Origin of the sequence: Lysinibacter sp. HNR, from assembly GCF_029760935.1 — a bacterium.
In the GTDB taxonomy this organism is placed as follows: domain Bacteria; phylum Actinomycetota; class Actinomycetes; order Actinomycetales; family Microbacteriaceae; genus HNR.
Genome location: NZ_CP121684.1, coordinates 1465103 through 1479371 on the forward strand (window position 1 = coordinate 1465103; position 14269 = coordinate 1479371).

Below are 14269 nucleotides of genomic sequence, written 5' to 3' on the forward strand. Positions count from 1 at the left end.
AACCACGGCGGCTTTCGCGGTTCACCGTTCTGAGATTAAACGCTTAGACCCCGTAATAAAGCTGAAATTCATACGGGTGTGGATGCTGCGACAGGGGCGTAATCTCGTGTTCGCGCTTGTACTCAATCCAGGTGGTGATGAGTTCCGTGCTGAAGACCCCTCCCTCTAGCAGAAAGCCGTGATCGTTTTCAAGCGCGATCAGTGACTCTTCAAGCGAGCCGGGGATCTGAGGAATGTCTTTGGCTTCCTCCGGTGGCAGCTCATAAAGATCTTTATCAATGGGCTCGTGAGGCTCAATACGGTTTTTAATTCCGTCAATGCCCGCCATGAGCTGAGCAGCAAATCCGAGGTAGGGGTTACTCGAACCGTCGGGAACACGGAACTCAATACGTTTTGCCTTGGGGTTGCTCCCCGTGATGGGGATTCGTACGGCAGCCGAGCGGTTTCCTGCCGAATATACCAGGTTAACGGGGGCCTCAAACCCCTTTACCAGGCGGCGGTATGAGTTTGTACTGGGATTTGTGAAGGCAAGGACAGCACCCGCATGCTTAAGCAGACCACCGATATACCAGCGGGCAATATCGCTGAGGCCGCCGTATCCTGACTCATCGTAAAAGAGTGGTTTGCCGTTATTCCACAACGATTGGTGTACGTGCATCCCAGAACCGTTGTCGCCAAAGAGGGGCTTGGGCATAAAAGTAGCGGTTTTACCCCACTGATTGGCGGTGTTCTTGACTACGTATTTAAACTTGAGAATGTCGTCGGCGGAGGCCAACATTGTGTCAAAGCGATAGTTAATCTCTCCTTGGCCGCCCGCGCCCACTTCGTGGTGTGAGCGCTCAAGCTGGAGGCCCACTTCTTCGAGCTTGAGGCAGATATCATCGCGTAGATCCGCATGGTGGTCGGTGGGAGTGACGGGGAAATAACCGCTCTTATAGTGGATCTTGTGGCCAAGATTGCCGCCCTCTTCTTGTCTACCAGAGTTCCACCCTCCCTCGTCTGAGTCAACAGAGTAGAAGCTGTGGTGGGGGTTGATCTTGTAGCGAACATCGTCAAAAATGTAGAACTCGGCCTCGGGAGCAAAATAAGCGGTGTCTGCAATTCCCGTAGAAGTGAGGTATCGCTCAGCCTTTTTGGCTATTTGACGGGGGTCTTTTGAATAGGTCTCCCCGGTGCGCGGATTGTAAATGTCGCAGAGTATGATGAGTGTGCGATTTGTGCGGAACGGATCGATATAGGCTGTGGAGATATCGGGGATAAGCTGCATATCTGATTCATTGATGCTCGCGAATCCGCGGATAGAGGAGCCGTCAAAGAGCTGCCCTACCGAGAAGAAATCCTCATCGACCGTAGAAGAGGGGATATTAAAGTGCTGTTGCACGCCCGGCAGATCGGTAAAGCGAATATCAACGAACTTTACATCGGTGTCTTTGATGAATTTTAAGACTTCGGAAGAATCATTAAACATGTGAGATTAGCTCCAGGTGGGTGTGGGGTCACTGATTTCTATCCAACTAAGGCTACGGGTATTGGGTTTCACCCTGATTAGAGATTTGTTTCGAGCAGGTTAAACGAAACAGCGGGGCGCGGTCACGAGCGGACGTCTGACCTGAGCAGAGGTGTGAGGTCGCGTAGACTGGTGGGGTGCAAGATTCATCTCCTAATCCACAGACTTTTGGGGAAGCGGCCCCGAGTACCTGGCCCGGTGAGCGCCTTGGCCTTGCCGCCTCTGGTCGGGGCTCAATCGCTCGGGTGGGGCGTAGAATTATAGCTCTTCTGGTTGATTGGGGGATTGCTATGCTTCTCTCCTACGCATTTTTTGGCTCGGAGGCCCTAGCAAACCTGATTATTTTTATGGTGATGCAGGTGGTGTTTATTCCCACGATTGGTGGCAGCCTGGGGCATCGACTACTGGGAATGAGGGTGATTGCTCTGAACGGAAAGTGGGTTGGCCCCTGGCGCCCTCTTGTGCGTACGGTGCTTCTCTGTCTGGTTCTTCCTGTACTCGTGTGGGACAGCGATCAACGTGCGTTCCACGATAAAATTCCGGGAACAGCCCTCATCATTGCCTAACATCACCTAGTAAAGTCGTGCCCCACATCTTTTATGAACGGCGCGCATTCGTTTGATAGGTCAATCCTGTACTAGCGGGGGCGCGGCGCCCTCACCTTATTGGGGTCAATCCCCTTGGGTATGCCCACCGGGGTGCTCTGAAGCGAGTTAAGGCGGTTACTGACCGCCACGACCTCTTGGCGAGTGAGCGTGGACTTGGTCTTGCGAATGTCCCGTGCGAGCCTCCAGAGTGGTACAGAGTCTTCGTCTGGTCCAACAATAAGGTGTGTCACCTGAACGGTGGGTAGGCTGCGACGAATCTTGCGCTCCTCATCGCTGAGTAAGCGCTGGACACGGTTGTAGGGTCCCTCCGCAATCAGGACAACACCGCCCTTACCGGTGACCCGGTAAACGGCATCTTTTGTTCTGGGGTTGAGTGCGACAGGGACTTCGTTTCCACGCCAGGAACGGCGGAGGCCGTTTTTGATGACCGCACCAACGGCTCCGGGTTCTCCCTCAATTTGGGCATAGGCGGCCCGCTCTGCACGGCGTCCCAGAACGATAAGAGCGATAAGAAGGCCAAGAAGGATACCCGCAAGAACCCAGAGCACAGCACTGAATATCGTGCCCGGAACAAATAAGATCAGGGCAACGCTCACCAGGATAGGCACAAAAAAGCAGATAAGAAGTACCAGGGTGATGTTGCTGTCATAGCGACGGGTCATCTGGAACACCTGCCACATCTGTTTGATGCGGCTCGGCTTTTTTGTCTTCTTGGTCTTTACGGTGTCGTCTTTGGGTTTAGCCATGTTTTAAGGATACCGTTGATTCGCTTAGCCGCAGGACATCAGTATCCTCCACAGGGAGATGTTTTACACATAATCGTCCTAGTGCGAATCGAACGTGGTGTGGGGCGGCAAAAAAAGACATGATCGGATCATGACTCACAAGAGGGGAAAAATACCGGCAAGAGATCGAGCCAAAGCCTACGATCTGGCATACCACGCGGGTTTTCGACTTGTCGACGGGGTATCAAGCAGCGCACAGAGCCATGTGTGGCGAGCAGTCGACCTGCGCACTAAGCGTGAGATGATTCTAAAAATTGAGCGGGTTCGGAACACTTCTTTCGACGAAACAGTTCCTCCAGCATTCTGGAAGTCAACGTTCCCGGGTGTTCCACGGACATTCGATCGTCACTCCTCACCGCGCTTTGGCACGGCACTCCTGTTAGAGTCCATTGCCGCACGTTCTGTCGCAGAGGTTGTAGAGAGTCGAGAGAATCTGATTCGCAGTTCGCACGCCGGACTCCTTCTCACCGATTTGGTGAGGATGGCTCGTACGTCCCTGCTACAGAACGTCTGTCTCGGTGCTGCACCCCTCGACAATCTAGCGATTTCTTATGCGGGTAACCTCACGCTATTTGGTCAACGAAGCGTTCACCTGAGCGGTTCGGCTCTCGGGAACGATTGTTGCAGGCTCGGTGTAGAGCCACAATTACTTATTGACCTCTTGCGAATGACAATGCCGGAGGGTTTTCGCCGTACAGAGTTGGCCCGTGCAGTGATGCAGGAACTGCGTGACAAAACTGTTGCCCCTGAGCGGCTTCACGATGCCCTACTCATTGTCATCGCGAGCTTTGTCAGTAACGCGCCTCGGACGAGCTTGGCGCATCTCATGCGGGGTTCAAACCTGGATGTTCTCGACGAGCAAGATACCCCGTCACTATCACAAAGACTTTTACGTTTTGTTCACCTCGCGAGGATCGTGACGCGTCGAGCAGCGCCTCAGAATCCCGTCTGTGACGGAAAAGAAAGAAGCAGGCAATACGGCAGATTCAAAAAACCGATTTTTGTTGGTGCGGCACTCGCTCTGGGAGTTCTTACGACAGCGGTTTTTGCGCTTCCAGATTCAGAGGATGCACCTGCAGCCCAGTCAGGAGCGCACGAACGCGGCGAGAGAAAAAAGGCCCCCGTCACAGAAAACTCCCCGTCCCTCCCTAATCCGGGAGTAGACGTCGCTGGTAGTGAGGCGAGTGAAGAGAGTAACAACGCTCAAAGTAGCGATGGTAACAACGCCGAGGCGGCTAACACGGAGATGAGGGCCTCGCATTCAGAGGGCAAAACAAGTGAAGACCCGGTTGAGGGAACACGGTGGATACTGGGGGAGATGAGACAGTGCGCGCTATCGGGCGAACCCCCCGCCGGGCAGTCACGACACGAACATTTTCTTATTTGTGCGGAGGCCTTTCTTCTCGATCCCGTAGCGTCGATAGAAAAGGAGCTTGCTGATTTTGTGCTGGGAAACGAAGCCCTGAGCTCTCCGTCCGAAATAGAACTCGTAGACTTCCTGGGTGGAACTGCGCTCACCACGGCAGTGTGGCGGGGAGCGGACGGTGGCAGCACAACAACGGCCTCGCTCCTTATGGTGAGGAGCGAGGCCGGTTGGCGTTTGCGGGCGTTTTATTAGCTCGCTTTTGCGGGAGTACTTAGATGCCGAGGTCTCCCTCGAAGGCTCCCTCTTCGAGGCGTGCTCGAACCTGTGAGAGGAAGCGAGCAGCGTCAGCACCATCAACTACGCGGTGATCGTAAGAGATAGCAAGGTAGACGGTTGAACGGATAGCAATTGTGTCTTCCCCGTCACTCGTTTTGGCAACCACAGGCTTTTTCACAACCGCTCCCGTACCGAGGATGGCAACCTGCGGTAGGAACACGAGAGGAGTGTCGAAGAGTGCCCCGCGCGAGCCAGTGTTGGTGAGTGTGAAGGTGCCTCCGGCGAGCTCGTCTGGCTTGAGCTGATTGTTACGAGTACGGGTCGCGAGATCGGCGACCTCAGCGGCCAGCTCAGCAATGTTCTTGTCACCCGCATTACGGATAACGGGGGTGAGAAGTCCGCGTTCGGTATCAACAGCAATGCTGAGGTTCTCGTGGTCGGGGTAAACGATTGTGTCATTTTCAACCGTTGCGTTAATAATCGGATAGGTGCGTAGAGCCTCTGTTGCTGCCAGCGCAAAGAAAGGCAGGAAGGAGAGCTTGTTACCCGTTCGAGCGAGGAACTCGTCTTTCTTTGCAAGACGCAACGCCGCAACCTTGGTCACGTCCACCTCAACAACGGTTGTGAGCTGAGCGGTCGTCTGGAGCGAGGCAACAGCACGCTCGGCAATAACCTTGCGGAGTCGTGAGAACTTTTGTGTGGTTCCACGAAGCTCAGAAACAACCACGGGCGCGGATGCGGCGGGGGTCTTGGGACCAGTAATATTCGCTGCGAGAACATCTTCTTTTCGAATGCGTCCACCTACACCGGTTCCCACAACACGATTGAGATCCACCCCCATATCGTTTGCAAGCTTACGAATGATGGGCGTGATATAGCTGGCGGCACCATCATCATTAGTGGGTGCGGGAGCTGCCACCGGCGCCGAGACAATAGGCGCCGACACGATAGGGATAGAGGGCGCGGGCGGGGCGGAGCTTACAGCGGGAGCGGGGGCGGGCTCCGGGGCTGCTACGGGGGCGGGTGCCGCTGCAGCAACCGGTTCTGGAGTCGCTGCCGGGGCGGGCTCCGGGGTTGCTGCGGGGGCGGGTGCCGCTGCAGCACCGCTGCCGTCGCCAATGCGGGCCAGGACAGCACCAACCTCAACGGTCTCGTCTTCCTGCACCAGAATCTCTTCGAGCACACCGGCAATGGGCGAGGGAATCTCCGTATCTACCTTGTCTGTTGACACCTCGAGTAGAGGCTCGTCCACCTCGATAGTGTCGCCCACGTTTTTAAGCCAGCGGGTAACAGTTCCTTCGGTAACGCTTTCTCCCAGGGCTGGGAGGCTAACCGACTCACTCATGATTTTCTCCTTGATATACCCCTGGAACTTACGGTTCTTGGGGCGTTTGTTCTGTTATTAAAAGTTGCTTAAAGGGTGTGAAGCGGTTTTCCGGCGAGATAGAGCATTGCTTCGCCAATGGACTCGTTCTGCGAGGGATGCGCATGAACGAGGGGAGCGATGTCCTCCGGGTGTGCTTCCCAGTTGACGATGAGCTGTGCCTCGCCGATCAACTCACCTACACGGCCACCAATCATGTGCACACCAACAACGGGCCCGTCGTTAACTCGAACGACCTTGACCGTTCCCGAAGCACCAATGATCTCACTCTTTGCGTTGCCCGCCAGGTTGTACTCGTAGGAGCTGATGGACTCGGATCCGTAGCGCTCCTTTGCTTTTGCTTCGGTGAGGCCAACTGATGCAACTTCTGGGTCACAGTAGGTGATCTTGGGTATGTTCACGTCATCAATGACAACGGGCTTTAGTCCCGCAATCTCTTCTGCGACAAAGATTCCCTGCTGGTAGCTGCGGTGAGCGAGTTGTAGTCCGGGGACAATGTCTCCTACCGCGTACACGTCGGGAACGTTTGTCTGGAGACGCTCGTTGGTTGTCACAAAGCCGCGATCCAGGGCAATACCCACCTCTTCAAAGCCCATGCCGCCGGTGTGGGGGCCGCGACCGACCGCCACAAGGAGAACCTCTGCTTCGACTACCTCTCCGTTTTCAAGGGTTATACGGACCCCGTTATCATCCTGTGTCACGGATTGGAAGCGCTGCCCAAGCTTGTAGTTGATGCCCCGCTTGCGGAATGCTCGTTCAAGCTGTTTACTGACGGACTCTTCTTCGTTGGGGACTAGGTGGGGAAGCCCCTCTATGACGGTCACCTCAGCACCAAACGAGCGCCATACGCTGGCAAACTCCACACCAATGACACCGCCACCAAGGACAGCGACGCTTTGTGGAATAAAATTGAGCTCCAGAGCATACTCACTTGTAATCACACGACCACCAATATCAAGGCCGGGGAGGCTGCGTGAGTAGGAGCCGGTTGCAAGAACGACGTTTTTACCGGTGTAGGTATCCTCACCCACCTGAACGGTGGTGGGAGATATGAGGCGTCCTTCGCCAGAAACAACCGTCACCTTACGAGCACTCAGAAGCCCTTGAAGACCCTTGTATTTTTTTGCAACGATTCCCTCGCGGTACGCGGTAACGGCCGCGATATCAATCCCGGACACGGTGGTGTTGACTCCGTATTTTGCGCTGTCACGGGCGACATCTGCCACCTCTGCCGAGTGCAGTAGCGCCTTCGTGGGGACACACCCTCGGTGCAAGCAGGTTCCTCCGACCTTATCTTTTTCGATCACCACCGCAGAGAGTCCAAGTTCGATGGCACGAATAGCGGTTGCGTAACCCGCGCTTCCGCCACCCAATACAACGATGTCAAAGTCATTTTGTGACACGGGGTCTCTTCCTATCGTGATAGAGCGTAAATTTTAGACAGGCGAGTCTGGTGGGCAACCAGGTGAGTAGCCCAAGACACGCCTTTAAGCCTACTACTTAAGCCTGCTTAGTTTCTTATAGCGGTATCAATAGTTGCGTAAAAAATCGATGAGTGTGCGTACCGATACGCCTGTTGCTCCACGATCCGTATACCCAAACGCTGAACCCTCGTTATTAGACGGACCCGCAATATCTATGTGCGCCCACGGTATCGTCTCTTGAGAATCATCCTCGCGCACCGTTGTAAAGTCACGGAGAAAGGCTGCCGCAAGCATCATCGACGCTGCCACGTTGCCTATTTTAGTGTTGGCGATGTCGGCTATATCCGAGGTGAGCATCTCCCTGACCTCGTCAGGAATTGGCATGGGCCACATGGGCTCGCCAGCCCGAATGCTGGCGGCATGAAGCTGGTCTACCAGGGGCGTATCACCCATCAGGCCGGAGGTGCGAGTTCCGAGCGCTACTATCTGAGCGCCGGTGAGTGTGGCGATATCGATGATTGCATCCGGATTTTCTTCGCCGGCTCGTGCAAGGGCATCAGCAAGAACAAGGCGCCCCTCAGCATCGGTGTTTAAAACCTCCACGGTTGTTCCATTGCGTATTGTGATCACATCACCCGGCCTCGTGGCGGTGCTGGAGGGCATATTTTCGGCAAGGGGGAGCCAAGAGGTGATATGAATGGGAAGCTGAAGTTTAGCGGCAGCCCAGATGATAGCGAGCACGGACGCTGCACCCGCCATGTCGCCCTTCATGCCTACCATGGCTGCGGGGGGCTTGAGGGAGAGGCCTCCGGTATCAAATGTGATGCCCTTGCCCACAAGCGCTATATGAGAGGAAGCATTGGTGGGATTGTAATCCAGACGGAGCAGGCGGGGGAGCCTGCTCGATCCCTGTCCCACACCCATGATTCCGCCAAAGCCGTCCCGGAGCAATTCTTTTTCTGTCCACACGGTGTGTTCAATGGGAAGCTCGTCAACGTATTCAAGGGATTTTTCTACCATGGAAGCGGGGAAGAGGTCGTTTGCGGGTGTGTTCACCAGATCTTTAACCATTGCAACAGCCTCTGCAGTAACGGTTGCGCGTGTGACCAAATCGTTAGATGAAAATTTGCTGTGCACGATGACGCGAGAGACGGGCTCCTGTGCCTTCTTGCGTGATACACCGCGGAATTCGTTAAAGGTATATCCGCCCAGGGTCGCGCCCTCAAGGATCGCAGCGAGTTCACTTTCGTCCGAGTGGGGCAGGGCAACCACCACGGTTTTTACTCCCCGAATCTTGCGGATTGCCGATCCCACGGCGTTACGTAGAGCATCGGGGGTGGCAGATTTTCCGATACCGATGAGGATAAGCGTCTGCGGCCCCGTTGCGCTGGGGGTGGGGATTCGTGTGAGCGTATCCGCAGCACCGGATACGCCGAGAGCGGAAAAATCGAGAGCGGTTGTATCGAAGTGGGCGCTGGAATGAGACACTACAGCTCTGTCTTTACCCTGTAAAACGCCGATGATAATGGCATCAGCAGTGATTGTAGAAGTTGAAGAAGAGCTGAGTTCAAGCTGAGGGATAAGGTGCATAACACCAGCCTACGCCTAGACTCGAAGCATGCGAAGTGAAGAACCTCTCTTTGAGCTTATTGATGACGCCTACGAACAGATAGAGTCGGGGCTCCCCTTGGTGATTGCTCTCACCGGGTTTGCGGATGCGGGCTCCGCGGTGTCTCAGTTGGAGAATTATTTTATTAACACGGTTAAACCGGAACCCGTTGTCTTCTTCGACGCCGACGTGTTTTTGGATTACCGATCACGCCGACCGAGCATCCTGTTCGCAGAGGATCGGTTGGTTGACTATCGTGTGCCCGAGCTTAAGCTTTATCACGCACACGATGAACTTGGGCAACCGTTTCTCCTACTTATGGGCTTTGAGCCCGACTACATGTGGGAGCGATTTGTCGCGAGCGTCTTCTACCTTATGGAGGATTTGCAGGTCTCCCAGACGGTCTGGGTGCACTCGATCCCCATGCCCGTTCCACACACCCGGCCGATCGGTGTTACCGTGAGCGGCACGCGTACAGACCTCATCGATTCGCTATCCGTGTGGAAACCGAGCGCTCAGGTTTCCGCCACGATCGGACACCTGATTGAGAATCGCCTGCAGGAGGCGGGAAAACAGGTCGTGGGCTTTGTGTTACTCATTTCGCACTACCTGGCCGATTCGGAGTACCCTGCCGCATTACTTTCTGCGCTGGAATGTATTAGCGAAGCAACGGGGCTTATCTTCCCCACCGATTCAATTCGCGAGCGGGGTCGTGAGTTTATGGCAAAGATCGCGGAGCAGGTCGCTTCAAATCCCGAGACACAAAACATGGTTACCCAGCTGGAAGAGCGTCACGACTCGTATATGCAGGGCACAACGGTTCGTTCCCCTCTGATTAGAACAGACGGAACGTTGCCGAGCGCAGATCAGATTGCAAGCGAATTGGAGCGGTTTCTTGCTGCGCAACAGGACGATGAAGGGTTTAGCGGCCCTGGAAACTTGGGCGATAACGGTGATAAAGACAAGCGTGGTGACAAAGATAAAGGGTGATCGTTGAAACAGCGGTGGAGTCCGGTTGTGAGAAGCCGGGGTTAAATAAAGAATAAAATTTATCCTGGAGGAATAACCGCTGTATAGCGCGTGTTACATGACTATGAGTCCATATTATTGCCCATAATTTCGACACTGCCAAACAGCAGTTGCACGAACCACTATCAAATTCATGCAATAATTAAGAAAATCAGACCCGTTGCAGGTTGTGTTGTCGGATACCACATGGATAATAAGACACACTGGACTTGACATGGGTCTTAGTAGTTTGCAGATAGTAACGAGCGCGGGCACGACGATTACTGCCCTGACATCAGATGAGAGGCGGGTGCGTGGCTACAAAAACCACGACCACAAGTAAGAGCGCACAACCACAGACTGCCGAGAAAGAAGGTACTGCGGTGAAAGCTACAGAAACTGTGCAGAAGGCTGCGGGTACCCCGAAGAAAGCTCCTGTAAAAAAAGTGGCAGCAAAAAAGACAGCTACTACACGAGCAACGACGACGGGGTCGCAAACAACAGAGGCCACGAAGGTTAAGCGTGCTGTGACCGCTAAGGATACCAAGCCTAAAGCCACGAGCCGTCGTAAGGCTTCAGAGGAAGATATTGAAGAAGAAGACTTAGAAAAAGACGATGATATCGACATTGATGTAGTTGTTGTCGACGGGGCAGAGGAAGACCTAGAGGTCGAGGCCGAAGATAGCCCCAAGAAAAAAGCTACCAGTGACGAACCGCTCCCCACGGGCGCAATCGTCATCTCTGACGCTGATGATGCGGACGAGGTTCCCGTATTTGCAACCGCCATTACGGGGGCTACAGCGGATCCGGTCAAAGACTATCTTAAGCAGATTGGTAAGGTTGCTCTTCTTAACGCGGCTGAAGAGGTTGAACTGGCCATGCGTATTGAGGCCGGACTTTTTGCCGAGGACAAACTAGCAGACACAACCGATATGCCCAAGCAGCTCCAACGCGAATTGCGATGGGTTGCGCGTGACGGACAGCGGGCAAAGGCCCACCTCTTGGGCGCAAACCTTCGACTAGTGGTGTCGCTTGCAAAGCGATACACCGGGCGCGGTATGCAGTTTCTTGACCTCATTCAAGAGGGAAACCTGGGTCTGATCCGCGCGGTTGAAAAATTTGACTATACTAAGGGATTCAAATTTTCTACGTACGCCACCTGGTGGATTCGTCAGGCGATTACGCGCGCAATGGCCGACCAGGCTCGAACCATTCGTATCCCCGTGCACATGGTTGAGGTCATCAATAAGCTCGCGCGGGTTCAGCGCCAGATGCTCCAGGATCTCGGACGTGAGCCCACCCCGGAGGAACTCAGCCGCGAACTCGATATGACACCCGAAAAAGTGGTTGAGGTTCAGAAATATGGGCGCGAACCGATTTCGCTCCACACCCCCCTGGGTGAGGATGGCGATAGCGAGTTCGGCGACCTGATCGAGGATACGGAGGCGGTTGTCCCCGCCGACGCGGTTGGCTTTACTATGCTCCAGCGTCAGCTTGAGTCGCTGCTTGATTCGCTCTCTGAGCGTGAAGCGGGCGTCATTCGCATGAGGTTTGGGCTGGGTGACGGTATGCCTAAGACCCTGGATCAGATTGGTGACACGTTTGGTGTAACGCGTGAACGTATCCGCCAAATTGAATCAAAAACTATGGCAAAGCTTCGTCATCCATCACGATCCCAATCGCTGCGTGACTACCTAGAGTAGGTCGACTAAACATTTGAGCCCTGTGCCGAAAACGAATCCTCGATTCGGCACAGGGCCTTTTTTATGAGTGTGCAGCTTATCGCTCGTATAGCTTGTGGCTTTCGTCGTGCCAGGAAGACACAAGGGGAAGGAGTTTTTCTTTGTGCTTATTACCGTGGTGTGCACAGAAGAGCAGTTCGCTACCTCCCAGAGTGGCTCTAACGTAGGCCTGAGATCCGCAACTATCACAACGATCAAGCGCGGTAAGCGGTCGCTCCTCCTCGACCGGAGCGGTTTCGTCTGTGTTTGTTAACGTTGTCATGAGCTCCACCTCCCTTTAAAATTTGGTAGCTTGTGATTACTATCAAAGCATTTTTTTGCTCTCTTTTGGGTTTAAACTAGCGTTTTTCGCTTACCGCGTATCGGGGAATACACTGAGATAGTTGGGTGTCATAGCGAACAAATGTCAGATCTGTGACCTACTCTTATTCACGTAGTATTCACCACACTTGCAAGGAGCGTTTTGGTCTCATCAGACTATTCGGCACGGCACCTATCGGTTCTTGAGGGGCTGGAGGCCGTTCGTAAGCGGCCCGGTATGTATATCGGATCCACCGATTCACGCGGCCTTATGCACTGTCTCTGGGAGATCATCGATAACTCGGTTGATGAGGCCCTGGCCGGATTTGGCGAGACTATCTCGATCGTACTGCACCCTGACGGCAGCGTTGAGGTATCTGATTCTGGCCGCGGGGTTCCGGTAGACATTGAGCCTAAAACCGGATTGAGCGGTGTAGAGCTTGTATTTACGAAGCTTCACGCGGGTGGCAAGTTTGGAGGGGGCTCGTACGGCTCATCTGGCGGTTTGCACGGGGTCGGAGCGTCTGTGGTGAACGCTCTTTCTGCGCGTCTCGATGTTGCGGTAGATCGCGGCGGAAAAACCTGGGAGATGTCTTTTAGACACGGAGAGCCCGGCGTTTTTAGCGATTCAGGCAGGGAACCCGCGCCCGATGCGCCTTTCACCCCGTTTGAAAAAGAAAGCGGTATGAGAGAGACCGGTAGGGTCAAAAAGGGTGTTACCGGAACAAGGGTTCGATACTGGGCAGACCCACAGATTTTTACGGCAGACGCCAGTTTTGATTCGGAACAATTACGTGCCCGTGCTCGACAAACCGCTTTTCTCATCCCCGGTCTTCGCCTGGTCCTTGACGATCGGCGGGGTGCGGAGCACAGCGGGGAAGAATTTTTCTACGAGGGTGGAATCTCAGAGTATGTTGATTTTCTCGCCCCCGATTCGGCAATCACCGACACGTGGCGCCTGAGCGGTACCCACACATTCACCGAGACAGTCCCCGTGATGAACAGTGATGGTCACATGGTGTCAAGCGAGGTTGAGCGTGAATGTACAGTTGATATCGCTCTGCGCTGGGGAACCGGTTACGAAACGGTCCTACGTAGTTATGTAAACATCATTGCTACTCCAAAGGGTGGCACCCATCAGGCCGGTTTTGAACAGGCGCTGGTGAAGTTTTTCCGGCAGCAAATTGAAGCAAACGCCCGTCGCTTAAAAGCGGGTAATGACAAGGTTGAGAAAGACGACATCCTGGCCGGGCTGACCGCAGTGCTCACAGTACGTTTACCTGAACCGCAATTCGAAGGGCAAACCAAAGAAATTTTGGGTACTCCTGCGGTGCGTTCTATCACCAATAAGGTTCTTACCCACGGGCTTAAGCAGCTTTTTGAGTCGACTAAACGTCAAGAGAAAGCACAGTGTTCTCTTGTGCTCGAAAAGGTTGTTTCCGAAATGAAATCACGTATTTCACTACGTGCCCAGCGGGATACACAGCGCCGAAAGACGTCGCTTGAAAGCTCCTCGCTTCCCGCCAAACTTATTGATTGCCGCTCGAAGGATGTTGAGGGTTCCGAGCTGTTTATCGTTGAGGGTGATTCCGCACTGGGAACAGCGCGGCCCGCTCGAGATAGCGAGTTTCAAGCGCTATTACCGATCCGGGGAAAAATCCTTAACGTGCAGAAGGCATCGGTAGCGGATATGCTCTCCAACGCCGAGTGCGGTGCGATCATCAAGGTAATCGGTGCGGGTTCGGGAAGAGATTTTGATCTCTCATCTGCACGCTACGGCAAGGTCATCATCATGAGCGATGCCGATGTGGACGGGGCACACATACGAACGCTGCTCCTCACCCTCTTTTTCCGCTATATGCGCCCCCTGGTTGAGGCAGGACGGGTTTTTGCGGCAGTTCCCCCCCTCCACCGGGTTATTATTCAAAACGCTGGTAAAAAACCGAACGATACCGTTTATACCTATAGCGAAGAGCAGCTGAACACCCTCTTGAGCGACCTTAAAAAGCGCGGTAAAAAATACTTGGAACCAATTCAACGTTACAAGGGTCTGGGCGAGATGGATGCACATCAGCTTGCAGAGACAACGATGGATCGCGAAAAACGTGTGCTACGTCGCGTGGGAATGGCGGATGCACAAGCAGCCTCGCGGGTTTTTGAGCTCTTGATGGGCAATGAGGTGGCTCCTCGCAAGGAGTTCATCGTATCAAGTTCCGACACTCTTTCCCGGGAGCGCATTGACGTGTAAGCGGTGATCATC

Annotated in this window: 11 protein-coding genes; 5 read left to right on the plus strand and 6 right to left on the minus strand. The window is 54.1% G+C overall.

Annotated elements, in window-relative coordinates:
- Positions 1 to 43: 43 nt before the first annotated feature.
- On the minus strand, positions 44 to 1468 hold the full coding sequence (gene glnA, locus FrondiHNR_RS06610) for a type I glutamate--ammonia ligase (protein WP_279351997.1): 1425 nt from the start codon (positions 1466 to 1468) through the stop codon (positions 44 to 46).
- A 176-nt stretch (positions 1469 to 1644) separates the two neighbouring features.
- On the opposite strand from glnA, the gene FrondiHNR_RS06615 reads away from it, so the two are divergent.
- Positions 1645 to 2073 carry an RDD family protein gene (locus FrondiHNR_RS06615; RefSeq protein ID WP_279351998.1) on the plus strand — a complete coding sequence of 143 codons (429 nt, stop codon included), beginning with the start codon at positions 1645 to 1647 and terminating at the stop codon, positions 2071 to 2073.
- Positions 2074 to 2144: 71 nt separating this feature from the next.
- On the opposite strand, the gene FrondiHNR_RS06620 is transcribed toward FrondiHNR_RS06615, so the two are convergent.
- Complete coding sequence (locus FrondiHNR_RS06620) at positions 2145 to 2861, minus strand: DUF4191 domain-containing protein (protein ID WP_279351999.1); 717 nt, start codon at positions 2859 to 2861, stop codon at positions 2145 to 2147.
- 130 nt (positions 2862 to 2991) lie between these two features.
- Between FrondiHNR_RS06620 and FrondiHNR_RS06625 the strand changes: the two genes are divergently transcribed.
- A complete protein-coding gene (locus tag FrondiHNR_RS06625; protein WP_279352000.1) occupies positions 2992 to 4518 on the plus strand; it encodes a hypothetical protein in 1527 nt (508 codons plus the stop codon).
- A 19-nt stretch (positions 4519 to 4537) separates the two neighbouring features.
- Here FrondiHNR_RS06625 and sucB read toward each other — a convergent pair whose 3' ends face one another.
- The 3 genes from sucB to FrondiHNR_RS06640 form a co-directional block, all read right to left on the minus strand.
- On the minus strand, positions 4538 to 5887 hold the full coding sequence (sucB, locus tag FrondiHNR_RS06630) for a 2-oxoglutarate dehydrogenase, E2 component, dihydrolipoamide succinyltransferase (protein ID WP_279352001.1): 1350 nt from the start codon (positions 5885 to 5887) through the stop codon (positions 4538 to 4540).
- A 68-nt stretch (positions 5888 to 5955) separates the two neighbouring features.
- Complete coding sequence (gene lpdA, locus FrondiHNR_RS06635; protein ID WP_279352002.1) at positions 5956 to 7329, minus strand: dihydrolipoyl dehydrogenase; 1374 nt, start codon at positions 7327 to 7329, stop codon at positions 5956 to 5958.
- A 126-nt stretch (positions 7330 to 7455) separates the two neighbouring features.
- On the minus strand, positions 7456 to 8940 hold the full coding sequence (locus FrondiHNR_RS06640; RefSeq protein WP_279352003.1) for a leucyl aminopeptidase: 1485 nt from the start codon (positions 8938 to 8940) through the stop codon (positions 7456 to 7458).
- Positions 8941 to 8968: 28 nt separating this feature from the next.
- On the opposite strand from FrondiHNR_RS06640, the gene FrondiHNR_RS06645 reads away from it, so the two are divergent.
- Together FrondiHNR_RS06645 and FrondiHNR_RS06650 are read left to right on the plus strand one after the other, a co-directional pair.
- A complete protein-coding gene (locus FrondiHNR_RS06645) occupies positions 8969 to 9949 on the plus strand; it encodes a PAC2 family protein (protein ID WP_279352004.1) in 981 nt (326 codons plus the stop codon).
- Positions 9950 to 10281: 332 nt separating this feature from the next.
- Positions 10282 to 11670 carry an RNA polymerase sigma factor gene (locus tag FrondiHNR_RS06650; RefSeq protein WP_279352005.1) on the plus strand — a complete coding sequence of 463 codons (1389 nt, stop codon included), beginning with the start codon at positions 10282 to 10284 and terminating at the stop codon, positions 11668 to 11670.
- Positions 11671 to 11746: 76 nt separating this feature from the next.
- Here FrondiHNR_RS06650 and FrondiHNR_RS06655 read toward each other — a convergent pair whose 3' ends face one another.
- Complete coding sequence (locus FrondiHNR_RS06655) at positions 11747 to 11971, minus strand: hypothetical protein (protein WP_279352006.1); 225 nt, start codon at positions 11969 to 11971, stop codon at positions 11747 to 11749.
- Between the two features lie 201 nt (positions 11972 to 12172).
- On the opposite strand from FrondiHNR_RS06655, the gene FrondiHNR_RS06660 reads away from it, so the two are divergent.
- A complete protein-coding gene (locus FrondiHNR_RS06660) occupies positions 12173 to 14257 on the plus strand; it encodes a DNA topoisomerase IV subunit B (protein ID WP_279352007.1) in 2085 nt (694 codons plus the stop codon).
- Positions 14258 to 14269 lie beyond the last annotated feature (12 nt).